This window comes from Shouchella oshimensis (genome assembly GCF_004375095.1).
Classification (GTDB): domain Bacteria; phylum Bacillota; class Bacilli; order Bacillales; family Bacillaceae_D; genus Shouchella; species Shouchella oshimensis.
In genome coordinates this window covers 479,042-503,739 of sequence record NZ_SNUX01000002.1, presented here as the reverse complement: position 1 = coordinate 503,739, position 24,698 = coordinate 479,042, and the positions used below count along the sequence as shown (strand labels likewise).

Sequence of the window (24,698 nt, the reverse complement as noted above, 5' to 3'; positions counted from 1 at the left end):
TTTAGCATGTAAATTTAAAGAGAAAAAGAAAGTCGAAGATCGTTCTTCCCCTCTTCGACTTTCTTTTATACATCAGCCGTGTGATTGCGTTTTAAAAAGGTAATGAACAACGGAATTACTAATACAATTGATAGAAAACTTATTATTGTATCAGGAACTAACTGAACGAATGTGCTATTAACAACATATAATGCTATAGTTGAGACAAATAAAATCAGGTGTACCACATCCCATGCTTTATTTTTGAAAAGAGAGACTCCCTTTTCTTTAGTAGCAATAATTAAAAATACGCCAATCATAAGAATGAAAAACGCCATATCTGACACTCCTTTTTAGATCAATGCCCTATTCATTCCCCTATTGGAGAAAAACAGCCACTTCTACCTGTATCCTTTTTGAAGCTAATTTTTTGACTATACCGGCATCAATTTAAATCTATCAATTGTTTCGTATCATCATTTATTAGAACTTCTTCTCCCCACAATGGATTGCCCTTGTTTTGATGTAAATTCATTCCCTCCCCTTTCTCCGTTAAGGTTGTTTCAAATACAGTTATGGAATAACTCATATCTGTTTCCACAGACACATTTACAGACCCGTTTTTTGTTAGATAAAGGTTTACATCTTCTTCAAAAGGATCATCAATATAAGCAACAGGGTGACGATCCATATACCTTGACTCATCTAAGTGTACAATTTCTAACATGTACTCATCATTCTCTAACGGACCTAGAACAAGCACCTCCAAGTTAACAATAAATTCTTCTCTATTACTATTGCATCCGGTCATAAACAACAAAATCATAGAAATAGAAACAAAATAGCGCAACATAACCACCTCTAAAAAATAAAAACTATTAAAATTCTTAACATTGTGATATATATAATAAAAAAATATTAGATCTAAGGAGAGGACTTTAACATGAGCGACATTCAAACTTTAATTAATCGCATCAATCGATTTAGAGATGAACGAAACTGGCGACAATATCACAACCCTAAAGATTTAGCTATTTCCATATCTATTGAAGCAGCGGAACTTTTAGAGGATTTTCAATGGGTTACTAGTGAAAACGCAATTAAGAATAATGAAGAGAACATTCGAGAAGAAATAGCGGATGTTCTTATCTATTCACTCATGCTATGTTCTGATTTAGGATTAGACGTGAAGGAGATTATTCATGATAAGGTTGAGAAGAATAGCATTAAATATCCTGTAGTAGATAATTAACCAAATCCTAAAATTCGCCTCATTAGATATATTAATAACACAATTATTTATGTTAAATCTATGTAAAATGAAATAACTCAGTAGAGAAAGTATTAATGCTAAGGGACGGGACGATATCTCATCCTCCGTATTGATAGTATTGCTCACTATAAAAGTCTTATATTAATGTACATTCAGCAAAAATAGATCCCTATAATATAAATTGTTGTTTTTCGCTAACTACATTAGGTAGAGAAAGAAAGGATTAGTTCAATATTTCATAAAATGAAACAATATATTTATACGAATACAAATCACCTCATGTCTTACCATTTTAAACAACACCACACCATACACTAGACGCTTTATTCCAACGTAACTCTTGCCCTTCTAACGTCATTACCTCCACCCCAGCCTCTTTTGCAATCAAACTTGCAGCGGCAAATTCGTAAGGAGTCTGATTCATAGTCATAAATATATCTGTGTTCCCTTCAGCAACTGTACAAATCTCTAAAGCAGTAGGAAGCTCTGCCATCCTTACTCGTTGATAAGAAGGATTTAATGGCTGTTCTCTTCGTAGAAATGAGGAATCCATTCGAATTTCCGCTTCTCTTAAACGCATTAATTCGTCACGACAGAGGGGCTGTCCATTTAAGAAAGCACCTCTCCCTTTTTCCGCGTAGTAGAAATTGTTTGATAGATTATCATAAACAAAACCTTGAGTCAGTACTTTATTCTCAATGATTGCGATAGATAAACTATAAGCACTGTTTGCTTGCTTTTTTTCATAAGGCTCTAGAGAAATTAACCAGAGCGAATCATGCATTTTAGCTGGAAGTTCTTCATATGAAAAGCAAATAGTATCAAATGGAAAACTCCAGCAAATACTCTGATGAAGGAATGAATACATTTTTAATTGGTGGTAGTCACTCATATAATTCTCCTGTAATGCTCTATTAAGGATTAGAGCGACTTTTTTTAACAAGTTTAAAGCAACATTTTTACGATTTAGCATTGAAGCACCTCAAATCAAAAAACCTTATTTAATCAATTGTAAACAAGGTTTTGACTGGGTGTTGTACACATAAAGGTACGACTTTTCTCTAACATGCTAAATCTGCTCTACTTAACTTCAATGCTATAATTACAATCCAACTTTAATGATGACCATCCATGTGATTGCCCTTTGCTAAACTTTGCTCTAATAGAAATTTTTTCTGTCCCATTATTCCATTGCAATGTATTTTGTATTGTAGTTGGTTTCGCCCTTAATACGATAACTTCTCCATCAATATTACCATGCTGTAAAACAACAGCCTTATTTGCTTGATAATAAGTAATTACCACTGTACAGTTTCCTAACATCGCCTTAAGTCCGTTTCTCAAATTATTCTGAGGCGCAAACTCTAATGCATTGCCAATCTTATCTGCCATAAATTCTAAGCTTTCCATATGTGTTTTTTCGTCAGATAAATATTTTGCCTTCGCTTCACTAATTTCTTCCTTTAAATCTCCTAAATTAAAATATTGTGATCCTAATATCTTACCCATGCCTGCGTTTTTAACGGTTGTATTTTTCTGAATTTTTTTTAGTGCCTTTAAAGATATTTCTTCTGTTCGATACTTTCCTTTCACTTTTAGATTTATTTTCATGTCAGAGGAGTCCAATGGGTCAACGATATAGCTCTCGGGAACAAGTTGAATACTATCAAGTTCATAAACTCCATACTTCTCATTCAAGAAATTTTTTAACTTTTCATAAGAAACCTGTACCCCAGATATAAGCCATTGTATAGTTTCTTCACTTAAGCTAGACGAGTATTTTATAAACATGTCCGTAAATACTTTTTCGTCAACTTGTTCAATTTCATCATTTTTCTTTAGAAAGTAATAATAAAAAATAGCTTCATGACATTTTCCAATTGCATTACTTTCATTTAGGGTTTCAATACTCTTAGTATGTTTCTTAATCAACATTTCAAACTTACGGACATAGTGTAAATTAATAGTTGAATAGCTTGAAGCCTGCTCAAATTCTTCAGCACTACTAACTAACTTAATGGCTGAGTTTGGCGCACTTTCAAACTTAAATCTTAGTGATAAACCTTGCTTTCCAATTCTAATGCCAACTTTATTCTGCCCTTTTTTAAAAATTCGAAGCGGATAAGATAAGTTTAAATTATGATTAAAAAACCCAACACCAGAACATATATTCTTGTTTTTGTCATCATAACGTGTTACAATATTTATATCATTTAATAGTAATAATGAATTAAACGCGTATTCAATATTTTTATAGCTACCTTCGTTATATTCTTCTTTTAATAATTCGTAACTGTACTCTCTTAATGAGTTCAAGAATTTTTCTCTTACTGGATTAATTTCGTCTGTAAATTTTGGAAAGAACTTATTCACTTCTCTTCTCATTTCAGTCACCGTATGATATGAACTCGGCTCACAATTTACTAATTTAAGAACTTCTGATAAGTATTTATAATAACGTCTATCTAGAAAGTGATTGAACTTCAATTGCATACCTTCAGACTGAAAATAATTACTGAACACACTTTTTGCACCTGGATTTTTCATTTGTATTTGTGCATTCTTTTTAATAACAAACAAATTAACCTTCTGAGAAGTACCATCTTTTAATATCAATTCAAGATCTGCATAATTATCAGGAGATTCATTTTCAAATTTACTTTTAACTTTATCTATTTGAGATAAGGTTGAAACTTCTTTTACAATGAAATTTACAGTTTGAGCAGCTAAATCATTCGTTTCTTCATAACTTTTATTCAGCAATCTCATTTTTAAGTAATTAACTACTGTAAGAACGTGTTTATCTCCAATTTGTCTCGGCAACAAAAGACTTACCTCCATTGTCAAAATGTTATAGGTGACCAGTTATTTTAAGCATGTTACTATTTAAAATGAGGTGTTTCGTATGAAAGTTAAAGATAGAGGTCGTGCTAAATTTCGACCCATTGGTAATTATGACGCTAAAGACGTAGAAAAACTATTATTAGATAAAATTCAATTCGAACAAAACTATGTAAGAGAATTTTCTTCCGAAAATAATGTAGAGAACCTAAATTACGATCCAGATAAACTTAATGTTATCAGCCTTTTTTCAGGTTCTGGAGGGCTTGACTTAGGTTTTGAGTTGACAGGTTTAGATGTTTTTCATGGAGAACAAACTATAAATCATTACCTTGAAAGCAAAGAAAAACTTAACGAAATTAGACACCAAGGTCTTTTCCACACAATTTATTCGTTAGATTTATTTAAAGAAGCAAACGAAACATATAGAAAAAATTTTCCAAATCATATCTTACAAGAAGAAACTGATATAAGGAAAATTAAATTTTTCCCAAAAGCAGATGTAATTTTGGGTGGATTTCCTTGTCCAGGGTTTAGCAGTGCGGGACCACGACTAATTGATGATGATCGTAATTTCCTATATATCCATTTTATACGCTCCTTATTGCAAACGAAACCTGCTTTTTTTATAGCTGAAAATGTTAAAGGGCTATTAACTCTTGCAAACGGTGAAGTTGCAAAACAAATTATTGAGGATTTTAAATCGGTTGGTTATAACATTACCACTAACCTGGTCAACTCGCGGGATTATGGTGTTCCACAACTTCGTGAGCGTGTTTTTATAATTGGAATACGTGAAGATTTAAAACATACCTTTAAGTTTCCAGAACCAACACATGGAACAGGAAAAGATCAAAAGCCTTTTGTAACATTAGAAGACGCTATCAGAGATTTAGAACTTAATCCAGGCGAGTGGTATGAAGGTGATTTTTCCTCCATATACCTCTCTCGGAATCGAAAAAAGCGTTGGGAAGACCAAAGTTTTACAATTCAAGCTTCCGGTAGACAAGCCCCCTTACACCCAAGTGGTCCAGCAATGAAGAAAATGGGTATAGATAAATGGATTTTACCGGGTGATTTCCAATTACATCGACGATTATCTGTTAAAGAAATTGCACGTATTCAAACCTTTCCGGATTGGTTTGAGTTCTCTTCTGGAAACCAAAATATATCTAAGAATGGTAGATTAAATAAAGTATATAAGCAAATTGGTAATGCAGTGCCTGTCGAGCTGGCACGACAAATCGCAAGACCTTTAGCAGAATGGTCTAAGAATGAGTTAGATTTAATAAAGAGTACTCGTCCACGCTATCAACAAATGGAATTATTTGTATGAAAGAAGCAATCGTATCAAGCGATTGCTTCTTTTCTATTCCCTGCACTAAATTAATAATCTATGACGATAAAGATAAAACTTATGTACTGCTCCATTACTTTCTTTTCGAATAACTTTTTCTAATATCAGCTCACTGCTGTAATCTAAAGCTTTATCAGAATCTAAAATTAACGAAATACCTTTATAATCCCTTGTCGGTGATGGAAAAGTATACATCTTTCTATATCTTAGTACACCGTCACCATAGTCACCAAACCCATGATCTTGTTCATTTTTATGTTGATGCGCTTTTTCATAATCAAAGTTAAAATATGAACCGTAACAAAGACAGAAATCTTGTAATTGCCCATAATCGCGATCTTCTTTATATCTGCCAATACCGTAATAACATTCTCCTTCTATCCCGCTCCTATGTTTAAAACGACCAGAAGGAATTGTGCTATTAAATTGAATATGACCTTGTCCTTTTTTAGATTTAAGTTCAAAACCAACACCTTGTATTAATAAATCCGGATGTTCATTTTTACCTAATACCTTAGTTTCGTAAGGAATTTTATCAGTAAACCATTCACTAAATTTCTCTTGATGTCCTTTCATATAAATATTGGGGTTCCGTGTTTCAAGTAATTTTTTACATTTCAATATAAAGATTTGTACCGCCACCTGAATACCCTCTCGTCTTTCTTTTTCCATTCTATCACCTACTCAAATCTAAATTTAACCTAAGTTATTTAAAATTTTATTTCTTTTATTCAGATTTTTAATATTATTTATTTTCATCGGAAAACACCGCTGACTTAGGTCTTTGTTATTAGTATAATTATAGCATACATCATTTTAGGAGGTTTACTATGAATATCGCACTAGCAACAATGGTCTTACTCGCAGGTATTATTTATATGTTTACTTTTTTTCAACATACCACAAGACATCAGAAAGCACCTTATGCTTTAATCGCAATCGCTATGGCAATTACTTTATCCGCTTGCGCTGAAGGCGAACAAGCTTCAGCCCAAGATAGTGAACTAGATGAAGCTCAAGCATTAATCGAAGAACTTGAAGCAACAATAGTCGAGAAAGATGAAGAAATTGATGAATTATCCTTACATATTGAAGAAATGGAAGAGCAACTTGATTCATTTGAAGAAGATCTACGAGATCAAATAGAAGAAGAGTACAAAGACGAAATCTCTTCCCTCAATGAACAAATCACCGAAAAAAGTGACAGTCTTTCAAACAATGAAGCAACCATCTCGAAGTTAGAGGAGGAAGTTTCTACACTTAAAGACGAATTAGAAACGGCCAAATCAGAAACGGTCTCTGCCTCTACTTCAGAATCTAGTTCCGAAGAAAGCAATCATAGCTGTCCTGCTGGTTCCATTCATATTAACACTGCTTCTGAAGCAGAGGTACAAGGGATTTACCAAATCGGTCCGGATCGGGCAAGTCAAATTATGCAGCTTAGACCGTTTTCTTCGTACAATGATATGAAACGAATTTCAGGCATTGGCGATAAACATGCGCAAGCAATTGAATCTGAAGGAAAGGTTTGCTTCGAATAAATAATTGAAAAAACACGCTTTTTGATGGCGTGTTTTTATTTGCTAGAAAAATAGCATCACTGGACTTAATTGTTGGGAAGGGCTCGAATAGAGGTGTTCACCCTAACCTCTCCCGCTCTTCCTTTAATCCTTGCCAATATTCCCACCCATTTTTTGACGCACCGCTACATAAGTCTGCCGCATAGCTTGGACTTGAACAAACGATGTCTTCTGTTAGGCGAGCGGATTTTTCATCAATAGGCTCAGCTTGTTTTGCTTGAATTAGTTGGTTTATTTTTGCTTTTAATTTCTGATAGAGTTTTCCTTCGTCTTTATAGTGTTTCAATTTCTCTTGTGGAAATAGGACGGTAGAGCCCTTTGTAATCACAAATTGTCCATCGTGAAGATAGATGGTGGCAGGGTGGTTTTTTTCGGCTGGGTAATAGGTTCGCTCTCCTTCATACGATTCTACTTGCTTTGCTTGTCTAATTGTCACGCCTAATGCTTCTAGCAAGAAGGTAATTTGCCCAGCAAATGTGTTCATTGCTGCTGCCATATACCAATTAACATTTGGCTTATTGATGCGCATATCCCGGTTCTCTACAATATAAGTCGAAGCGTTAAAGCGCTGGATAAACTCATATTCAAGAAAATCAATCAGTTGCTTATCAAAGCTATTATTGTCGGTAACAAATAAAATGCCAAACTGCCAGAAGTCTTTTTGCTTTAAGTGTTCTTTTAATCGTTTAATGCCATGTATCGACTGACCAATGTAGATACTTGGTTCATCGACATCAGAGATAAGAAAATAAACGGCATAGTTGTTGGCGTGCTCAAGTTTCTCTACTTCTGCTAAAAGGCTCTTTTTGAAGTAAAAGCCGCGAATTTGGCTTGTTGGCTCCTGTACCACTTTTAAAGAAGAAGCGTGGGTTGAATTTGGAAAATACATCATCGCTGTTCGTTCATTTGGCATGTAGGATGCAGTCCTTTCTTCGTATCCTCTACCCTGTTTATCGGTTCTCACCACTGTACATTTACACACAAAAGAACGATCCCATTCGGAATCGTTCTTCTCCAAATTCAAATAATAAGATCACTATTATCGTAATCTTCTTCTTCCATACTCACAAGATCAAGTAGAGACTGTCAAAGAAAAAGTAAAGCAACTGGAATCGCACAGCATTAGAGTTGATTCGTATAAAAAACCTAACCGTATAAATGGTTAGGCTTCTTCAGTAGTATATTGTCCTATCCCTCGTTCACTTCTTCCTCAAGAATTTTACGCTCAATGAATGTATCAAGTGATACCACTTCCATTCTTTCAAGCGCTTCAAGTAGTCGTTTATAGATCTCTTGCTTTAGATCTTCTCGTTCCTGAATGGGTGTTTCATTCAAACTGTATATAATACGTTGGTCCATCTCAATTAGAATCTCTTCAAAAGCTTGTCTCTTTATCTCGTTCATTCGCCTCTACACTCCTTAATTCATTTAGTGCTTTTATTTTTAATTTTGAAACATTTTGAGGGCTACAATCCATTTCAGCTGCTATTTCTTTATTGTTCAATCGATCAAATACGAAATATGTTAAGATGGTTTTCTTTTCTTCACTAAGTTCGTGGTATTTTTTCTGTAATGTTTCAGTAGGTAGGATATCAGGGATGGCTTTTACAACAGCATCGTCAGTAGTAATATCTTTATCAGGAATAAGTGAGATAGCTGTGAGATCTTCGCCCTTTTCTTGTGGAGTATCTAAATGGAGTTGATTGCGTTGAAATCGTTTTTGTTTATCAAATTCCCTACTGTAATGACGTGTTAATTTGTCTGTATAACTTACCATCCGCGCCTTTAGATAATATAATTTAAACCTCTCATCCAACACTTGTGAAGCACGCGTGTCATATCGCTTTCTTTTAAATAAAGCCCTATTACTTGGGTCCTCATAAAAAGACATTAGTAACCGATCCTCAAGTAGCTTTTTGTGCTCTTTCATATTGGCACCCCTTCTTTTTTTTAAACACCTCTCCATATAAAAGAGAAACAAAATACGAAAAAACAACCAGTTAAAGGAAGTAATTTTGATCAGTAGGTTGTTTTTTTTGATCCTCATCCTCTTTCTAAGTTAAAGGGGGAATGGACATGGAAAACTTACCAAATTGGGCAATATTGCTCGGAAACTTTGGCTTTCCCACACTTGTGGCCGTTTATTTGCTTATTCGATTTGAAAAGCGAATTGATAACTTAACGGATGCCATACGAGAATTAGAACGAAGTGCGCATCGAGATAGAGGTAATAAATAATGGAATTAAAGTAAGGATTCATCCCAGAAACAAATACGAACCGACCGCAGACCGCTCTTATACCATCTTATCTTGCGATTCACGAAACAGCCAATACGACTATCGGCGCAAATGCCAAAATGCACGCGCGCTATGTAAAAGGACAAGAGGTGCAAAACAGACAGATTTCATGGCACATCACAGTCTATGATACCCAGGACAGCTCACTCATGTAAGGATTAAAAGCGGATTGATTAGGAGGAGTTACGTAGAGTTGTTATAATGCAAAAAAACACGGGTGATTGCTTTTCTTTTGTTTGATTTATTTGATTAAAGATGATGAACTTTAATTAATAGCGATATACAGCTTCGGCGTACATTAGAAGGGATTGGATGCGTCCATTCTCCTTTTTCTTATAACTTTGAATATAAATTATTTTTAAGTAATTATTGATATCGGTTGTTTTTTATTAGGATACCCCTCTTGTATTATAAAGGAGGAATTTTTTATGAGCATTGATGTCTTTACGAAATATGGCTGTCCCCCATGTAAGCTCTTAAAAATGTGGTTAAATAAAAACGGAATTGCTTACAATGAAAAACCTCTCGAAATTGAAAAGAACATGAACGAATTTATTGAGCGCAAAGGATCAGGTTACCCTCTTATTGTCATTAAAGAGGCCGACGAAGAGAAGGTATTTTTGGGGAACACTCCCAAATTGAAAAAATATCTCAGAGAAAAATATACCTCTAAATAAATTATATACCCTAGACAGTCAATATAATTTGACTGTCTCAGACCGTAGACAAAAGCCGATTGAAAGTGAACTCAATCGGCTTTTGTTGGTATTCTTTATTAAATATAGCGCAAAAACAGGCAGTTGTTTACGAGGAGTTGGCTTTTTCCGCTTGCGCCAACTCCAGGTCGCTAATTTTTTAAAGTTCATCGCAGCGAAAACAAGCATCGCCTGCACTGTATTTTTTTCCTTTCCTCTAAGGAGAGTCCAGCGTAGTCCATGCTTGGTTTTGAGATCACCAAAGACCCGTTCAATGGTTTCTTTACGCTTCGCGTAAATCTCTTTATTCTGTTCTGTATGGCGTGCATGTTCAACTTCATCTAAAGCTTCTTGCCATATATGGCGAAACACAACCTTTTGGTGTGTCTGGCTTTTCGTACATTGGCTTAAAAACGGGCAGGTACGACATACCGTTGGATTGGCTGCATATTCATGATACCCCTCTCGGTTGGTTGTGCGATAAGAGAGGACGGCATTGTTCGGGCAAAGAACACAGTCATAGTACTCATAATAGACATAATCATGTGTTCGAAAGTAACCAGGAGGTGTCATCGGGCGTTTGTAGGGCATAACGGCATGAATGTGTTCTTCTTGAAGACGGTTGGCAATCGCTGGAATCCTGCATCAACCGCAATGGCCTGTGGCGTCCCAATTTTATGGAGAAGCTGGTCAAATAAGGAATCAAAGACTTGACTATCATGCTTGTTACTTGGTTCAACCACCGTTCCTAACACAAACCCATTGGCATCACATGCCGTATGTAGTCCATATCCAAACATTTTTTCTCGTTCACTTTTGACCATATAGCCACTCTCTGGATCGGTCGCACTTTGTTTAACCTCCTTCTCCTTAACGGTTGTCTAAAGAGGAAAAGGCTTTTTTTCCGTGATTGACTCGCTCTTCATTGATCTCACGATCGAGCTTTTTCTTGATAAGATCTTGTTTCTTTGCGAACGGTTTGTTTCACATGTTTTTTCTTATTTGCGTTCGCTTTAACATGTGTGGCATCAATAAACATGACATTTGGGTCAACAAACCCTTCGTCCATTGCTTGTTTCAGAATACGATAAAAAATAGTTTCAAAGATCTCGGTTCCACGGAACCGTCGTTCATAGTTCTTCCCGAACGTTGAAAAGTGAGGTACCTTATCGTCAAAACCAAGACCTAGAACCAGCGATAGGCAACGTTTGTTTCGACCTCTTTAATGGTTTGACGCATGGAACGAATCCCAAATAAATATTGGACAAAAACAAGCTTAAATAAAACGACCGGATCAATACTCGGTCGACCTACTTCCGAATACAAAGGCTTGACCGCTTCATAGATAAAGTCGAAGTCAAGCGCAGCGTCTACTTGACGCACGAGGTGATCTTCAGGAACGAGTTTTTCAATCCATACCATCTCCATCACCATTCGTTTATCTTCAAGATTTTTCTTTAACATAAGCGGTCCCCTCACTTTTTTCTTTAAGTATACAAAAAAGCTTGCCGACTGTCTCGATGAATCAAGACTTTGTCGACAAACTGAGACAGTCAATATAATTTGACTGTCTTTTTTGTACCAACATTTATTTGTTAGGGAATAAATAAAAACTTTTTTAAAGGACTGGTTGTTTAAATTAGCCCAAATCCCCTTTATATAGTAAGAAACAAAAAATCTTTTTAACAAAGGGGAAATGGAAATGGCTTTTGAACAAACAGTACTACGCAAAGGTGACCGAGGTAGAGGGGTTCAGACGTTACAAAGACATTTAATTCGAGATGACGGTAGCGTATTAACTAGTAACGAAGATAATGGTGAATTTGATGTGGAAACAGAAGATGCTGTAAAAGCATTTCAAGGCAAACATAGCGATTTAGTGGTCGACGGCATTGCAGGTCCAGCAACACAAGCCCGTTTAATCTCCGTAAATAGTTGGGTTGGTGGCGAACAAGGTGCTGGGGTTAGAATGTTACAAGAAGCTCTTAACCGATTTACCATTAATGTTGGAATCGATGGAATCTATGGCCCAGAAACTACAGAAGGTGTCCGTACATTCCAAACTCACAATGCTATACAAGCTGATGGATATGCTGGCGCTGTAACTTTTGACACTCTTGATAAAGCACTAAACGTCTACTATGTAGGTGGTGAAAGAACCGGTGGTACAATATATACGAGTGTTATTCGGATGGTACAATCTCAGTTAATTGATGCAGGCCATGAGATGAGCGCTGGTATCGATGGGAATTATGGTTCACAAACTGAACAAGCAGTTCGTGATTTCCAAGAAGAGAACGACCTTGCGGTTGACGGTGTAGCGGGTCCCAGAACAATGCGATTACTAGATGTTGAAGCTACTCAACTTATGCCTAATGATGAATTAGGCGAAGCTCTAAATGGTATGGAGATGGGTTACGAGCAGTTAAGCGATGCCAGAGCAAATGAACTATTAGATATTCTTGAAAACAACACTGGTTATGAGAATGAAATTAACCAATCTGTTGATGAGATTGCAGCTGTTACTATTCACAGTGAACCAATTGCTGAAACAGATCAAACTGATGTAGTCGCTCTTATTCTCAACTATACCAACACTCCTAACATTCAGGTAATCGCAACATTTTCAGAAGATGACGAGCTACTAAACTTTACTGTTATTGATGTTTTCGGTGATCTTCATACTGATATGGTTACTATGAAGACATTTGATGCAGAGGGTGAGAACGTAAGTAGTGTTGAAGAAATGGCAGTTGACCTCGCAGATCAAGACCTTGCGTTATTAACAATTTTCCAAGATGCTTTTGATGAAGCGAATTCTTCAAGCTTCACTGTACAAGAAAGCCTGACAGATATTATTATTCGAAAAGGGTGCGAGATCGGTGCCGGAATTTTAGGGTCTTATACAGCGAAAGGACTCGCCGCTGCTGGGATCGTAGTTAGTACAGGATTTCTTGGAATTGCTTTAGGTGCTGTAATTGGTGTGGCAATTGGTACAATTGTTTGCGAACTGATTATCGGTTAAACTTTGTGAAGTGGGCTAGTATATTTAGCCCACTTTTCATGTTTTAGATCAGATCGTAGGTTTTTATTTTTTTGAAAAGGGAAAATGAATACACAACAATCTCGAAAGGGGTTACTCGCATGAAATTATCAAAACAAATTTTAATTTTTGCTATTTTGTTGATTGTTGCAAGCATTATTTTATTTCTTCTTGGATGGGAAGTTTGGGAAATTATCTCTTCGATAGGGGGAATTATTATAGCCATCCTCATTTTTTATTCAATCGAGCACCTCAGGAAAAAAGCAACCACCAAGAAAAAAGGATAACTTTTACAATATAGTTAAACATGAGGAGACTTGCTCCTCATGTTTTTTATCCCTGAGCGTTGCAATTGGTCCAAGAGTCAATGGGGAATATTCCCCTTATGTTTTATTTTGCGACTATTGGGAATCCATCATATAAGATTACAACATAATGGAAGGGTGTTCCAGATGAACGCTGGAATGAAAATCACAGTATTACTTGTTGCATTTGCTATTGTATTTACCGGTGTTGGTTTTCTAGTTTCTGATGAGTATACAGTTGGAAACGTTATGGCTTATACCGCTATTGGGATTGGCGTTGGTGTCCTTTTCGTTTTATTGCGTTTAGCCGTTGACAAAAACAGAGGTAAGAAATTTTCAGAGAAATAAATGAGTACGATTGATACCAACCGATTGGTTGTTTTTTTTCCGTATTCAATACACTTTACCGTCTTTACGCTATAAAATTGACGCGGATGGATTGGTGCTATTCTCCATTGGTAAAAGCAAAGGCAGATGCTTCTGCCTTTGCAGCTCTTTCTTTAATCTAGCTTTTCATCAAGCAAGGATCGAAGCTCCTGTAGATCTTCTTTTGTGAGGGTTTCGTCTTCAATGAATTGTAGCATCATCGACTTTGTTGTGCCGTCATGAACACGTTTAATAAACGAATTGGTTTCTGCCCGCTTACACTCATCTTCTGAAAAGAGTGGCGTAAACGTGTAAAGCCGCTCATCTCGATTCACTTTGATAATCTCTTTTTTGGTTAAACGGTCAAGATGCGTGCGGATTGTTTTGGGCTTCCAGTCAACGAGCGCCTTGAGCTCTGTCACGACTTGACTTGCACTTTTCGGCGGATTTTTCCAGAGTATCTTCATCACTTCCCACTCTGCATCTGAAATGCTCGGCATGTTTTTACTCATTTACTCCAATCCCCCTGTTAGAATTCCTTTATCTACTAAAATGGCTCGGGTTATATCAGCCGCACTTTGTCCCGTAGCCTCTTCATCACCAGCTAGATGCGTGGCAAAAAACAGCGTATCGTCTGTCGTTTCCACAAAACCCACAAACCAACCGTTCACAGCCCGTTCATTCACCACACCAGTCCCTGTTTTGCCATAAAATGCGGTTTCACCCGTTTGCTCAAGCAAGAGCGCGTCTTTAACCGCCGTGACGGATTCCCTTTGAAACGGAAGTTCGTTCCTATACAACCGATGTAGCAACTCAACTTGCTCAACCGGAGAAATGGTTAGCGAAGATTCGAGCCAAACTGGCGTCGGTCCCTCAATCGATTTGTTGCCGTAATTCAACTCGTTGATATAAGTCATCATCTGGTTAAGTGACATGTCTGCTTCTATTTTTTCAAAATACCAGTTAACCGAATACTGTATCGCGCTATTGAGGGTTTGTTGCTGATTCCATTCAGGGTAATCGTGTGCTGTCCCGTCCCAAGCGAGGACGGTATCTGGCTGAACGATCCCTTCTTCAAGCCCGATCAAGGCACTATAGATTTTAAATGTGGAGTTCGGTGAATAGCGTTGCTCACTTCCGGCTCGATTATGAATGAAATAATGATTCTCTCTAGCGCTGTAGAGCACAAAGCTTCCATCATGATCAGCAAAAAAGGAAGTCAGCTCCTCATAGCTGGCATTTGAGTGATCAAATGAATACCTTTGCTCCTCTGCCGCTCCTAAAGCAAGCCATGGCGTCTGCAGGACAATGAACAACACTACGAGCGTGTAAATAAGACTGCCTTTGACCGTATCTTTTTTAGAAGAACTGCGGTAGTGAATAAGAGAATAAATGCGTGTCTCAATCTGCTTCTTCGTCCCGCCAACACCGAGTTCAAGCGACGAATGGGATTGTTTTTTCTCAATGAACTTAAGCAGCGTCCTCCCGTAGGCTTTGCGCTCGCGCATGCCGATTGTTTCAATAACAGCTGCGTCACAGGCAAGCTCTCGGTCCATTACCATCTTTTTTCGTGCGAGCCAGACGAGCGGGTGAAACCAATAAACGATTTGAAATAAGAGCGCGGTCGCATTTATCCGAGGATGGTGCAGCTGATGATGCTTTAGTTCATGCAGGAACATGTAACGAATCTCATCGGTAGAAAAAAGATTATACAAACCTTCCGGAACAAGGAGATAAGGACGGAGAATTCCGCATGTTACGGGTGACTCGATTGAGCCTGACTCCAATAGGCGTGGTTTCTTTTTAAGTCCTAGCTCCTTGACACAGGCGTCATAAGCGATCGTTAACCGTGAGTCCTTTACAGCTCTCGCCTTAGCAATTATTGTTTTTAGCTTAAAGAGGGATTGCAAAATAAGACACAACCCAAATCCGATTCCTCCAAGCCAAACCACGAATAAACCAGACTCAAGCCAGCCTAAATCAAACCTAGTAACAGACACGCTAAAGTCAGAAATCGTCATGTTTGTTGCTTCTGTCAGTTGCGCTTCTCCAGGAAGTTGAGGACGTTGCTCTACTCCCCTCGTCTCTCCAGCAAAAAAAGGAACGGTTTGAAGGGGGAGAAATGGGAGCAAAAGCACTACAAAGAGAAGAGACCAGAAACGATCCAACCAAATGGCCGGTAGTCGCACTAGTTTCATACCCTGACGAACGAGAAAAAGTGCGCTAATGAGCAACGTTAGCACTAGAAGTGTCACAAGCATTCGTTATACGCTCCTCCACTTGTTTCGTTTTTCGTTTATCATAACACGAATAAAAATCGTTTGACAGAATTAGATTACATTTGTAATATTGACTACAGTTGTAATCTTAATAACGAAAGGTTGATTGACATTGAAGAGATATGGAGCCATTTTTACATTAACCGTATTAGCTGCTTGCGGAACACCTGAGACAACCGAGCAACAGCAACCAGATGATGAGAACAGTGCAGCAGTATTTTCCGTGCTTGAAGATCACTATGATGCACGCTTAGGCGTGTATGCACTTGATACGGGTAATGGACAGACCATCGCATACAACGAGGATGAACGCTTTGCCTATGCTTCGACCCACAAAGCGTTGGCGGTTGGCGTGCTGTTACAACAGCTTTGCCTTGACGAGTTAGACACGCAGATTCTGTTTTCCGAAGCTGACCTTGTTACATATAGTCCGGTTACTGAGCAGCATGTGGAGACAGGTATGAGTCTACACGAAATAAGCGATGCCTCGATTCGCTACAGCGACAATACAGCGGCTAATCTTATTTTCAATGAAATTGGCGGTCCATCAGGGTTTAAAGAGGCACTCCGAGAAATTGGAGATGAAGTGACGGAACCAGAACGAATGGAGACGGAACTAAATGATGTTAAACCTGGAGAAACACGCGATACAAGCACAGCTAAGGCTCTTGCGGAAAGCCTCTATGCCTTTTCACTTGGAGATGCACTTGACGAAGAAAAACAAACGCTGTTAAACGACTGGCTGATTCATAACACCACAGGCGAAGCACTCATCCGTTCCGGTGTTCCTAAAGGTTGGCTTGTCGGCGATAAAACCGGCTCTGCTTCCTACGGAACACGAAACGACATCGGCATTATTTGGCCACCAGATGAAGATCCAATTGTAATCGCTGTGTTATCAAGCAAGGAACAAGCAGATGCTGAGTCCGATGATGCGCTAATTGCCGACGCGACTGAAGCTGCATTGCGCATGCTGATGGACGATTTCGAGTATGGAGCAAGCCAAACGCCTTAAGAGTAGCTTAACTTGTTTGTTGTTCAGCGGACCAGTCCTACACCGCTTTTAAATGGACGAGAAGACGTTAAATTATTGAAAAAACACGCCTGTTGATGGCGTGTTTTTTCAAGACTGTATTTTCCTAAAAGGTACTTCATAAGAATGAACCATTACGCTTAACTAAAAATCGGCAACTTTTGTTTGATAATGAAAGATATCCCTACTTAGTTCACTTAATTAACCTTAGGATATTCTTTCACTATCCAGTCCAATTTCTAGCATCCCAAAGCTTTGCGTTTCTTAACGAATATAAGACAGCTGTCTTTCTTCTAATGCATCTTCAAGCCATCTTGGATGCATCAGCAAAAGATCATCAGGTAACTGATTGCAATCAAAGTAACGCACATCTAATGTTTCTTCATTTCCCTTAATTAAATTCCCCCCCACAACTTCACATTCAAAACAATTTGTAATAAAGTGACTCACCTTTCCGTTGGGGTATTCAAAGATTTGAGAAGCTGGGTCAGAATAAACACCAATTAATCGACTCACTTTAACTTGTAAACCCGTTTCTTCCCTAATTTCTCTAATGATCGCCTCTTCAACAGTTTCTCCTGGTTCGACATGACCTGAAGGAATTCCCCATAAACCGTTATCGGCACGCTTCATGAGGAGAACGCGCTGCTTCTCATCAAAAATAATGCCCGCTACTCCCGCTTTTATATGATCTGGCCAAGAAAAGGAAGGAGAAATCCAATGCTTAATTTCAATCTTACGATCAAATAAACATTTTAAATTCGGTATCGTCACATCAGGATTTCGGAAATCTCTAGCAGACGGAAATTTAGTTGTCTCTTGATCTGATATTAAAATGGTTGGTATCCCTGACTGATGTGCTCCTAACACGTCAGTATATGGATTATCACCAACCATTACTATTCTATCGGATGAAGAAAAATCCGCCATCGCTTTTTCAAACATATAAGGGTATGGTTTCCCTACAATGATAGGCCTCTTCTCTGTTGATACGCGAATGGCTTCTACCATAGCTCCAACTGCAGGTAACGGACCTTCCGGAGTCGGATAGGTTCTATCTGGATTGGTCGCAACAAATGTTGCACCTTTATGAATGCACCGCGCTGCTAATTGGATGTCATGAAAAGACACATCACCATCCCACCCGACAACAACGGCATCAACGGTATCTTGGACGTCAATCGTAATACCAACCTGTTGACACTCCCATTTTAAATGTTCATCGCCTAAAACAAGTGCCGTTCTAATCTTTTCTTTCTGTAAATATTGCGCAGTCGCCCAACCTGATGTAATCACTTCTTCGTCACTTGCCTCTATTCCTAAACGATTTAACCGACTTACTGTTTTTTTTCGTGTTGTACAGGGATCATTTGTTAGAAAACGAATCATCTTTCGATCCCGCCGAAGACGTTCCAGTGTTTCTACTGCTTCTGGAAGTGGTTCGGACCCTATATATATCACTCCATCTAAATCAAAGAAAAATACATCAAATTCATCAACAATCATACGATCCTCTCCTTTGAACAGCTAAGAAACTTCACGATTTACTCTTGTGCTGGTTTTATTGATCGATACAGAACGAAGGGAGGGGAGTCCCATTCATTTTTCCATTGGTTAAATGTATGTTTGCATTTTTCACCTTGACTCATTCCTTATCACTCCTCCTATAAAATGAAAAACCACTTCCAGATTTGGAAGTGGTTTTTTGTTAACAAATAATAGCATTCAAAAAATTTTGATGCTCAACACTTCCCTCCGCTGGTATAAACCAGATCAGGTTCAAAGAGTTAAAGACTTTTAGCCTTTTCTCAGCTTTTAACACAAAAGCACCCCTAGTAATAGTTATTCTATTGTATAAAAAATTAATAATATTCCCTTTCATCTAAAGAGTAACATAAATAAATTGAAGAATCTACGAATTTTGAAATCCAATTGCGTACTTTTTGTTAAAATATTACATCAATTTCCCCAATACTTCTCCGCTCTCACTCATTATTCACAAACGGAAATAAAACAGTCCAAATAATAACTGCACCAATCAATATCGATCCATTCTAAATAACTTCTATTTGTTCGATACAGTCCACCTACCTCATTATTTAGTTTTGACTCGTTCTTTTCAGATAAAAAGACATCCAGCGTGTGCTGAATGTCTTTTTCCTTTACAACGGCAATGGTGCAACCGCTGAAATGAGTTGTTTTTCAATTAATTCCTGCCAAAATGCTTCTGGGATCGTCTCTTGTAACGCGTCGAGGTCTTCCTTAATGCGATCAGGTCGCGTTGAGCCCGGAATAACCGCAGCGACAGCTGGATGTGCTGTTGAGAACTGGAGCGCTGCTGCTTTTAGGCTGACGCCGTGAGACTCTGCTACTTCTGTTAGTTTGTTTATTTTTATTTGAACGTCTCCTGGGATCTCCCCGTAGTTATAGTGATCTCCACCAAGAAGGGCGCCCGAGCTATACGGTGCACCTACCACAATAGCTGAATTTGATTGCTCGACTTCAGGCATCATTCGGCGCAATGTGTCTTCATGATCGAGAAGGGTATATTGGGTTGCTTGTAGACTAATAGTTGGATGCACTTGTTCAAGTTGAAGAGCAAGCTCAATTGGGATGGTTGTGTTTACACCGAGACCCCAACCTTTTATGACACCTTGTTTCTTTAAGTCATCAAGAACAAGGAATGCACCTGTTCGTGCTTCTTCAAATTTGGCAATCCATTCGTCCCCGAGAAAATCAGGTGACAAATCGTGCACGAACACAAAGTCCAGACGATTTGTTTGCAGTCTTTCCATGCTTTGATCAATGGAAGTGTGCGTAGCCTCTGCCGAATAGTCGGTTGTGATTTTGTTCGTTCGACCATTCGTAAAGAGACCTTCTTTTTCCTCTGTTTCATCTTCTATGACGCGACCGATCTTTGTGCTTAAAACATAGTCATCTCGGTTTTGCTTGGAGAGAAACTTCCCTAAACGAAGCTCGGCCAGACCTGCCCCGTAAAATGGTGCGGTGTCATAATAACGAATGCCTGCATTCCAGGCTGCTTCAATTGTCGCTTGGGCTTCTTCTTCTGGCACTTCCCGGAACATATTGCCTAGGGGTGCTGTACCAAGTCCTATTTTTTGAGTCAGTAATTCGTTTATGTGATCCATATGTCATTCTCCTCCGTTTCATTCATATGCATCTTTTACCGTTCATCTTGAGGTTTAAACCTCTCATAAGCTAGATATTTCTTCCTTTAAAAGCGTAGGATGAACAAGGCAAGATAATGTTACAGGTAAACAATACTATTTTGTAGAACTATTTAGTATAAAAACAGATAGAAGGTGACTAAAAATGCGAATAGCTGCACTATATGATATACATGGTAATGATCGAGCGTTAGAAGCTGTTTTAAAAGAAATTGAAAATGAAAACGTAGATAAAGTCATTGTTGGTGGTGATTTGGCTTGGGGTCCACAACCTAAGAAAGTCATAGACAAACTGTTTGCATATAAAAACGAATTTACCTTTATTATGGGTAATGGCGATCGGGAGTTATTTGAACACTATAAAAACCAAAAACGAGTAGAAAATATGGTTGACGAATTAAATGAGTGGTGTGTTGAGCAACTATCAACTAAGCAACTTGAATGGTTAGGTTCATTTAAATTTTCACATGTAGAAGGTAATAATTTATTTATACATGGCTCTCCTAGAAGCGATACTGAGGCTATCAGGTTAGATACTCCTGAAAATGAAGTCTTTGAGATGATTAAAAATGTAAATCAAACTGTTATCATCTGTGGTCATACCCACATTCAATTTAAAAGAGATATTTACGATAAAAAAGTCATTAACGCTGGCAGTGTAGGATTACAGAGCAGAGCCAAAGGAGCCTGTTGGTTGTTAATTGACGCAGATAAATATAATTTAAAGATCACTAAATATGATTTTAAGGTTGCAGCAAAAGAGATATTGTTGGATGGTTGCCCCTATAAAGAAGATTTTGCTGACCATGTTGAAAACCCTCCTTACGAAGGTCCGTAAAATACAATTCTAAATGTCTTATTTCAACTTACGGGTGCTCTAATATTAGAGAACTACGAAATTAAACTAAAATAAGGATACGCTTATCGGCTTCACTTTTTCATAAAAAAATAGTTTATATGTCTTATAAACCTCATTTAGTTCATCATCATTTTACAGAGCAATCTACTAATGAAGCTAGTTAACCTGAAAGAATATCTACATTTTGGTCGTACTGCGCTTTCGTTTAAATAGGGTATTTGACCCTACATCTTTTAGGCTTGGTTGATCGTGTTGTACTCTATGACTAAAGTTGTAGACTGTGTGTGTCTTATGTTTGAGGTGATTAACTGGCATTTCCATTATAGTTTTATTAGACATCTACAACACAACGAAACGGAGGTTCTAGAATGATTAAAGGTTTGTATGAAGCACATCTACCTGTGAGTAACATCAAGAATTCAATTGAATTTTATGTAGGTTTAGGACTTGAACTGGATCATACTGTTGAAGATAAACTAGCTTTTTTATGGATTGTAAAGAATGAAAGTTGGTTAGGTTTATGGCAAACAAAAGAAGTCCATTATGAGTATCATCCTTCTATCCGACACATAGCATTCCAAGTATCGTTAGACGACCTAATGCAGTCAGTTAATTGGCTACATACTCGAGGTTACAAACCAAGAGAAGCCTTTGGATTTGAACCAATCGAGCCATTTGTCATGCCCCAAAAAGGATATGCACATGCAAAAATTCATTTTAATGACCCTGACGGTAACAGTTTAGAATTGATTTGTAAACTTGATAACAAAAGGGAACTGACTGAACGAATGTATTTAAGTGACTGGCTTCGAAAAAACCGCTAGCGTAGACACGTGAATTGAATAAGCTTCATAAGGACTACTAAAAAGAGCAGTTGCCTAGGCGACTGCTCTTTTTTCACGCTATGGGCGTTTTGTATAATTTTGAATAACATCTACAATAGGATCATTGCGTGTGAAACTGGTTTCCGTTGCTGATGTTGCCCATTTTCTTCTAATGTCTGCTTCACTGTCGGAGTAAATATCAACTTCCAGCGGATTGCCCGTGTACATGCCCCAGCTACTTCCTTGACCGGTTACCTTATATGTCCAAGTTGTATAACTCCATCGTTGGTCATCATACACCCGTAACGCGTAATCCCAACTCTGTAGGTTGCTAAACAATGTAAATTCTCCAACTAAAAGAGGGACAGGGTAATTGGTCCATTCATTGACCATCGTCACTTTTGAATCCACAAATTGTTTCTGATAGTCGAGGTTGTTAATGTCGTCCCACCCATAAAAGTGGTACGAATAGACAACATTTTGCCAACCGTACAAGTCAGGGTGCGGAAGGTCCATCGGGTCCCAAATCGCTTCTATAATAATGATGTGATCTGGATCTTTTCTGCGAACTGCTCGATAAAGGCGATCATAAAAGTCAAACTGTTCCGTTCCACTTGCACCGCCAGGCTCGTTCAGTAAATCGTACCCAGCAATCCATGGATGGTCTTTATATCGTTCTGCAATACGTTCCCATAAAAAGACAGTCCGATCCATATTCTCAGCGTTCCCATATAAATTCCCTACGTCAGGGAACCGTGTGTCGCCAGAATGGTCCTTTCCATTTTGGGAGCCAGGCGCGCCATGCATATCCAAAATAATATACAATGCTCGTTTTTCCGCTTCATTTATAAACCAATCCATTCGCTCAAAAGCAGTTGCTTTTAGGCTACCGTCATCGTTCAACATTTCAAAATAAGTGAAGGGAAGCCGGATGACATTCATCCCCTTCGCTTTAATGCGATCAAAATCACTTTCTTGCCAGTACGTATCTTGAAAAAGGTTTAAGAGCTCCCAAGCTGTTTCTTCACCAAAGCGTGAAGTGAGGGTATCCATTGCGGTTTTTTGATCAGGTGCGTTTGTTGGTGACATCCAGTTCTCCATAACCAGCCAACCACCAGCATTTGTTCCACGTAAAATGACTTCCTCACCAGTACCAAACTCATTCCGCATTTTCTTCCCATCGGTTTTTAAAAACGGTGTATCCCCTGTTTGGATGGTAGTGCGTATAACCTTTTTTAGCTCTACCCCCGTATGCTCATTTTCAGCTTGCATGTCAGTCATTCAAATCCTCTCCTTTTTAAAGTAATACGGTCTATAGAGAAGATATATGAAAAAAAACAACGGTTTTTAACATTTTCGAATGGAAATGCTAGCAGTGAAAATTGAATTACATTCTTCTTTTAGTACATAATAACGACAATGCTGTTTAAGGAGCTGAATGAATGAAAGTACCTATACTCATACTATTGGTTGCAACCTTCCTTTTCACGACACCAATACAGGCTCAAGTCGAATCGAATTCCCAAAGTCAACAAGATCAGATTATTGAATCGATACTGTTCGTAACTATTTCCAACGAACTCAAAATGAAATTTGATAATCCAATGAGTTTCAGTTGCGTACATGGTCATTCTTTTAAGAAAACTTTAGAAGGACATCAATTCAAAGTTGATTTAATTGCTTATGACAATCATGATACCTATGAAGTGAGAATGACATTCAGTGATGAGGAATTATATGGAAATTGGGACATTATAAAATTTAAACAGAAAAAACGTAGTGATCATACGCTTACTTGCCACTCTTAAACAATTTCAATGACTTCATACATTGAGATTCAGTCAAAATCTTACACCATGATTTTTTCCGTTAGAAACAGTCTTATACGTATGTAGCTCTAATTACTTTCATATGGTGTAATTCGTGCCCGGCAATGCCATATGCAATGGCGCCTACCGATACCGAACTGTTCATTACAGTCCCACAACGAACCCACGCCTCATCATCAATGGTTGAGATGAGGCTTAACGTGTTTGCGCGTACCGCGTCTAAACCAACGAGTAACTGCTCCCACGATTGTTTGTTAAAGTGTGCTGCAGAAACATATTGATTCTGGTCCATTGCTGGGAGTGGTTCACTTTCATTTCGCGCAATGGCAAGCATTCGATACGACATCACACGCTCCGAATCGGTCATATGCCCAATTACTTCTTTTAAAGTCCATTTTCCTGGAGCATATGCTTTTTTTGCTAACTCCTCTGACACGTTGCTTAGAAAGGCGATGTTCTCATTTCGTTGATTAGTAAGTATGTCTTTAATATCGCCATCAGGAACAAGGCTCACATACCGATCATGCTCTGGATTTTCAATAGACAAAGGCCGTGGACGCATAAACATCCTCCTTATTGGAATTATCATTTTGCTTTACCAAGTGTAAGACTGTCGTCGTTCACTTTTAGTTCCATATCAATTATTTCAAACTTCCAAAAAATTCGCAATCCCATTCGCCTCTTTTAAGCTGGGAATATATTCGTTTTGCTAGTGATCATTTCTTTAGATATCAACCGCCCGAACGTTTACGTGCCCATTAATGAAACCACCTCTTTCCTTTCATCGTAGATTGACTAACTAGAACGATTCAAGGAGGTGCTTATCATTTTCGATTTCGGTACGGTATTGTTGCAAGTGATCGCTTTTGCGAGTCTTGGTTTTGTCTTCTACTTACTTTTTCTTAGCGCCAAAGCTTTACGAAAATACTTAAAACGTTAGCATCGCTAT

At 38.0% G+C, this 24,698-nt stretch carries 26 protein-coding genes, 1 pseudogene and 1 riboswitch; of the genes and pseudogenes, 12 read left to right on the top strand and 15 right to left on the bottom strand.

Annotated elements, in window-relative coordinates; all coding sequences use genetic code 11:
- Positions 1 to 65: 65 nt before the first annotated feature.
- Positions 66 to 299: a hypothetical protein gene (locus tag E2L03_RS08620; protein ID WP_166740243.1), complete on the bottom strand. Its 234-nt coding sequence runs from the start codon at positions 297 to 299 to the stop codon at positions 66 to 68.
- 125 nt (positions 300 to 424) lie between these two features.
- A complete protein-coding gene (locus E2L03_RS08615; protein WP_166740242.1) occupies positions 425 to 829 on the bottom strand; it encodes a hypothetical protein in 405 nt (134 codons plus the stop codon).
- 93 nt (positions 830 to 922) lie between these two features.
- Between E2L03_RS08615 and E2L03_RS08610 the strand changes: the two genes are divergently transcribed.
- Positions 923 to 1,231 carry a nucleotide pyrophosphohydrolase gene (locus E2L03_RS08610; protein WP_134258953.1) on the top strand — a complete coding sequence of 103 codons (309 nt, stop codon included), beginning with the start codon at positions 923 to 925 and terminating at the stop codon, positions 1,229 to 1,231.
- A 313-nt stretch (positions 1,232 to 1,544) separates the two neighbouring features.
- On the opposite strand, the gene E2L03_RS08605 is transcribed toward E2L03_RS08610, so the two are convergent.
- On the bottom strand, positions 1,545 to 2,144 hold the full coding sequence (locus E2L03_RS08605) for an inositol monophosphatase family protein (protein WP_166740241.1): 600 nt from the start codon (positions 2,142 to 2,144) through the stop codon (positions 1,545 to 1,547).
- Between the two features lie 188 nt (positions 2,145 to 2,332).
- Positions 2,333 to 4,078, bottom strand: coding sequence for a hypothetical protein (locus E2L03_RS08600; protein WP_134258951.1), 1,746 nt, complete (start codon positions 4,076 to 4,078; stop codon positions 2,333 to 2,335).
- Positions 4,079 to 4,157: 79 nt separating this feature from the next.
- Here E2L03_RS08600 and E2L03_RS08595 point away from each other — a divergent pair, with 79 nt between their 5' ends.
- A complete protein-coding gene (locus E2L03_RS08595) occupies positions 4,158 to 5,429 on the top strand; it encodes a DNA cytosine methyltransferase (RefSeq protein ID WP_134258950.1) in 1,272 nt (423 codons plus the stop codon).
- Positions 5,430 to 5,474: 45 nt separating this feature from the next.
- Here E2L03_RS08595 and E2L03_RS08590 read toward each other — a convergent pair whose 3' ends face one another.
- Positions 5,475 to 6,122, bottom strand: coding sequence for a hypothetical protein (locus E2L03_RS08590; RefSeq protein WP_134258949.1), 648 nt, complete (start codon positions 6,120 to 6,122; stop codon positions 5,475 to 5,477).
- 158 nt (positions 6,123 to 6,280) lie between these two features.
- Here E2L03_RS08590 and E2L03_RS08585 point away from each other — a divergent pair, with 158 nt between their 5' ends.
- Positions 6,281 to 6,991: a ComEA family DNA-binding protein gene (locus E2L03_RS08585; protein WP_134258948.1), complete on the top strand. Its 711-nt coding sequence runs from the start codon at positions 6,281 to 6,283 to the stop codon at positions 6,989 to 6,991.
- 97 nt (positions 6,992 to 7,088) lie between these two features.
- On the opposite strand, the gene E2L03_RS08580 is transcribed toward E2L03_RS08585, so the two are convergent.
- From E2L03_RS08580 to E2L03_RS08570, 3 genes are all read right to left on the bottom strand, one after another.
- Positions 7,089 to 7,943: a GIY-YIG nuclease family protein gene (locus E2L03_RS08580; RefSeq protein ID WP_134258947.1), complete on the bottom strand. Its 855-nt coding sequence runs from the start codon at positions 7,941 to 7,943 to the stop codon at positions 7,089 to 7,091.
- A 275-nt stretch (positions 7,944 to 8,218) separates the two neighbouring features.
- Positions 8,219 to 8,434 (bottom strand): hypothetical protein, encoded by a 216-nt coding sequence (locus E2L03_RS08575; protein ID WP_134258946.1) that lies wholly within the window; start codon positions 8,432 to 8,434, stop codon positions 8,219 to 8,221.
- The gene (locus E2L03_RS08570) at positions 8,406 to 8,960 is read right to left on the bottom strand and encodes a sigma factor-like helix-turn-helix DNA-binding protein (RefSeq protein WP_166740240.1); all 555 of its coding nucleotides are present in this window, start codon (positions 8,958 to 8,960) and stop codon (positions 8,406 to 8,408) included. Before E2L03_RS08570 ends, E2L03_RS08575 begins: the two co-directional genes overlap by 29 nt.
- A gap of 146 nt (positions 8,961 to 9,106) precedes the next feature.
- Between E2L03_RS08570 and E2L03_RS08565 the strand changes: the two genes are divergently transcribed.
- Positions 9,107 to 9,268: a YvrJ family protein gene (locus E2L03_RS08565; RefSeq protein ID WP_134258944.1), complete on the top strand. Its 162-nt coding sequence runs from the start codon at positions 9,107 to 9,109 to the stop codon at positions 9,266 to 9,268.
- 488 nt (positions 9,269 to 9,756) lie between these two features.
- Complete coding sequence (locus tag E2L03_RS08560) at positions 9,757 to 10,005, top strand: glutaredoxin family protein (protein WP_134258943.1); 249 nt, start codon at positions 9,757 to 9,759, stop codon at positions 10,003 to 10,005.
- Between the two features lie 18 nt (positions 10,006 to 10,023).
- On the opposite strand, the pseudogene E2L03_RS08555 reads toward E2L03_RS08560, so the two are convergent.
- Positions 10,024 to 11,487, bottom strand: a pseudogene (locus E2L03_RS08555) (IS1182 family transposase).
- 238 nt (positions 11,488 to 11,725) lie between these two features.
- Between E2L03_RS08555 and E2L03_RS08550 the strand changes: the two are divergent.
- The 3 genes from E2L03_RS08550 (at position 11,726) to E2L03_RS08540 (ending at position 13,719) form a co-directional block, all read left to right on the top strand.
- Positions 11,726 to 13,048, top strand: a complete 1,323-nt coding sequence (locus E2L03_RS08550) for a peptidoglycan-binding domain-containing protein (RefSeq protein WP_166740239.1) — start codon at positions 11,726 to 11,728, stop codon at positions 13,046 to 13,048.
- A gap of 119 nt (positions 13,049 to 13,167) precedes the next feature.
- Positions 13,168 to 13,353, top strand: coding sequence for a hypothetical protein (locus E2L03_RS08545; protein ID WP_134258941.1), 186 nt, complete (start codon positions 13,168 to 13,170; stop codon positions 13,351 to 13,353).
- A gap of 177 nt (positions 13,354 to 13,530) precedes the next feature.
- Positions 13,531 to 13,719 carry a hypothetical protein gene (locus tag E2L03_RS08540; protein ID WP_166740238.1) on the top strand — a complete coding sequence of 63 codons (189 nt, stop codon included), beginning with the start codon at positions 13,531 to 13,533 and terminating at the stop codon, positions 13,717 to 13,719.
- Positions 13,720 to 13,871: 152 nt separating this feature from the next.
- Here the strand turns inward: E2L03_RS08540 and blaI are convergent, their stop codons facing one another.
- Entirely contained in the window at positions 13,872 to 14,249 is a 378-nt protein-coding gene (gene blaI, locus E2L03_RS08535) for a penicillinase repressor BlaI (protein ID WP_134258939.1), read from the bottom strand.
- Positions 14,250 to 15,998, bottom strand: coding sequence for a BlaR1 family beta-lactam sensor/signal transducer (locus tag E2L03_RS08530; RefSeq protein WP_134258938.1), 1,749 nt, complete (start codon positions 15,996 to 15,998; stop codon positions 14,250 to 14,252).
- 124 nt (positions 15,999 to 16,122) lie between these two features.
- Here E2L03_RS08530 and bla point away from each other — a divergent pair, with 124 nt between their 5' ends.
- Positions 16,123 to 17,031 carry a class A beta-lactamase gene (gene bla, locus E2L03_RS08525; RefSeq protein WP_134258937.1) on the top strand — a complete coding sequence of 303 codons (909 nt, stop codon included), beginning with the start codon at positions 16,123 to 16,125 and terminating at the stop codon, positions 17,029 to 17,031.
- 282 nt (positions 17,032 to 17,313) lie between these two features.
- Here bla and E2L03_RS08520 read toward each other — a convergent pair whose 3' ends face one another.
- Both E2L03_RS08520 and E2L03_RS08515 read right to left on the bottom strand, forming a co-directional pair.
- Positions 17,314 to 18,555 carry an HAD-IIA family hydrolase gene (locus tag E2L03_RS08520; RefSeq protein WP_134258936.1) on the bottom strand — a complete coding sequence of 414 codons (1,242 nt, stop codon included), beginning with the start codon at positions 18,553 to 18,555 and terminating at the stop codon, positions 17,314 to 17,316.
- Between the two features lie 227 nt (positions 18,556 to 18,782).
- Positions 18,783 to 18,893, bottom strand: a riboswitch (TPP riboswitch).
- Between the two features lie 318 nt (positions 18,894 to 19,211).
- Positions 19,212 to 20,198 carry an aldo/keto reductase gene (locus tag E2L03_RS08515; protein WP_038476725.1) on the bottom strand — a complete coding sequence of 329 codons (987 nt, stop codon included), beginning with the start codon at positions 20,196 to 20,198 and terminating at the stop codon, positions 19,212 to 19,214.
- A gap of 184 nt (positions 20,199 to 20,382) precedes the next feature.
- Here E2L03_RS08515 and E2L03_RS08510 point away from each other — a divergent pair, with 184 nt between their 5' ends.
- Both E2L03_RS08510 and E2L03_RS08505 read left to right on the top strand, forming a co-directional pair.
- Positions 20,383 to 21,075, top strand: a complete 693-nt coding sequence (locus tag E2L03_RS08510; RefSeq protein WP_134258935.1) for a metallophosphoesterase family protein — start codon at positions 20,383 to 20,385, stop codon at positions 21,073 to 21,075.
- 389 nt (positions 21,076 to 21,464) lie between these two features.
- The gene (locus E2L03_RS08505; RefSeq protein ID WP_134258934.1) at positions 21,465 to 21,920 is read left to right on the top strand and encodes a VOC family protein; all 456 of its coding nucleotides are present in this window, start codon (positions 21,465 to 21,467) and stop codon (positions 21,918 to 21,920) included.
- Positions 21,921 to 21,998: 78 nt separating this feature from the next.
- Here the strand turns inward: E2L03_RS08505 and E2L03_RS08500 are convergent, their stop codons facing one another.
- Complete coding sequence (locus E2L03_RS08500) at positions 21,999 to 23,201, bottom strand: glycoside hydrolase family 5 protein (protein WP_134258933.1); 1,203 nt, start codon at positions 23,199 to 23,201, stop codon at positions 21,999 to 22,001.
- Positions 23,202 to 23,362: 161 nt separating this feature from the next.
- Here E2L03_RS08500 and E2L03_RS08495 point away from each other — a divergent pair, with 161 nt between their 5' ends.
- Positions 23,363 to 23,728, top strand: a complete 366-nt coding sequence (locus E2L03_RS08495) for a hypothetical protein (RefSeq protein ID WP_134258932.1) — start codon at positions 23,363 to 23,365, stop codon at positions 23,726 to 23,728.
- Positions 23,729 to 23,801: 73 nt separating this feature from the next.
- On the opposite strand, the gene E2L03_RS08490 is transcribed toward E2L03_RS08495, so the two are convergent.
- Complete coding sequence (locus tag E2L03_RS08490; RefSeq protein ID WP_134258931.1) at positions 23,802 to 24,311, bottom strand: DinB family protein; 510 nt, start codon at positions 24,309 to 24,311, stop codon at positions 23,802 to 23,804.
- Positions 24,312 to 24,698: the final 387 nt, after the last annotated feature.

Bases quoted from the DNA above. Each gene is read 5' to 3' on its own strand.
- E2L03_RS08565 (WP_134258944.1), top strand. From the start codon at position 9,107: ATGGAAAACTTACCAAATTGGGCAATATTGCTCGGAAACTTTGGCTTT.
- E2L03_RS08610 (WP_134258953.1), top strand. From the start codon at position 923: ATGAGCGACATTCAAACTTTAATTAATCGCATCAATCGATTTAGAGAT.
- E2L03_RS08520 (WP_134258936.1), bottom strand. From the start codon at position 18,555: ATGATTGTTGATGAATTTGATGTATTTTTCTTTGATTTAGATGGAGTG.
- E2L03_RS08590 (WP_134258949.1), bottom strand. From the start codon at position 6,122: ATGGAAAAAGAAAGACGAGAGGGTATTCAGGTGGCGGTACAAATCTTT.
- E2L03_RS08575 (WP_134258946.1), bottom strand. From the start codon at position 8,434: ATGAACGAGATAAAGAGACAAGCTTTTGAAGAGATTCTAATTGAGATG.
- E2L03_RS08495 (WP_134258932.1), top strand. From the start codon at position 23,363: ATGAAAGTACCTATACTCATACTATTGGTTGCAACCTTCCTTTTCACG.
- E2L03_RS08545 (WP_134258941.1), top strand. From the start codon at position 13,168: ATGAAATTATCAAAACAAATTTTAATTTTTGCTATTTTGTTGATTGTT.
- E2L03_RS08505 (WP_134258934.1), top strand. From the start codon at position 21,465: ATGATTAAAGGTTTGTATGAAGCACATCTACCTGTGAGTAACATCAAG.
- E2L03_RS08585 (WP_134258948.1), top strand. From the start codon at position 6,281: ATGAATATCGCACTAGCAACAATGGTCTTACTCGCAGGTATTATTTAT.
- E2L03_RS08550 (WP_166740239.1), top strand. From the start codon at position 11,726: ATGGCTTTTGAACAAACAGTACTACGCAAAGGTGACCGAGGTAGAGGG.
- E2L03_RS08490 (WP_134258931.1), bottom strand. From the start codon at position 24,311: ATGCGTCCACGGCCTTTGTCTATTGAAAATCCAGAGCATGATCGGTAT.
- E2L03_RS08530 (WP_134258938.1), bottom strand. From the start codon at position 15,998: ATGCTTGTGACACTTCTAGTGCTAACGTTGCTCATTAGCGCACTTTTT.
- E2L03_RS08570 (WP_166740240.1), bottom strand. From the start codon at position 8,960: ATGAAAGAGCACAAAAAGCTACTTGAGGATCGGTTACTAATGTCTTTT.
- E2L03_RS08500 (WP_134258933.1), bottom strand. From the start codon at position 23,201: ATGACTGACATGCAAGCTGAAAATGAGCATACGGGGGTAGAGCTAAAA.
- blaI (WP_134258939.1), bottom strand. From the start codon at position 14,249: ATGAGTAAAAACATGCCGAGCATTTCAGATGCAGAGTGGGAAGTGATG.
- E2L03_RS08515 (WP_038476725.1), bottom strand. From the start codon at position 20,198: ATGGATCACATAAACGAATTACTGACTCAAAAAATAGGACTTGGTACA.
- E2L03_RS08510 (WP_134258935.1), top strand. From the start codon at position 20,383: ATGCGAATAGCTGCACTATATGATATACATGGTAATGATCGAGCGTTA.
- E2L03_RS08595 (WP_134258950.1), top strand. From the start codon at position 4,158: ATGAAAGTTAAAGATAGAGGTCGTGCTAAATTTCGACCCATTGGTAAT.
- E2L03_RS08605 (WP_166740241.1), bottom strand. From the start codon at position 2,144: ATGAGTGACTACCACCAATTAAAAATGTATTCATTCCTTCATCAGAGT.
- E2L03_RS08540 (WP_166740238.1), top strand. From the start codon at position 13,531: ATGAAAATCACAGTATTACTTGTTGCATTTGCTATTGTATTTACCGGT.
- E2L03_RS08620 (WP_166740243.1), bottom strand. From the start codon at position 299: ATGATTGGCGTATTTTTAATTATTGCTACTAAAGAAAAGGGAGTCTCT.
- E2L03_RS08560 (WP_134258943.1), top strand. From the start codon at position 9,757: ATGAGCATTGATGTCTTTACGAAATATGGCTGTCCCCCATGTAAGCTC.
- E2L03_RS08580 (WP_134258947.1), bottom strand. From the start codon at position 7,943: ATGCCAAATGAACGAACAGCGATGATGTATTTTCCAAATTCAACCCAC.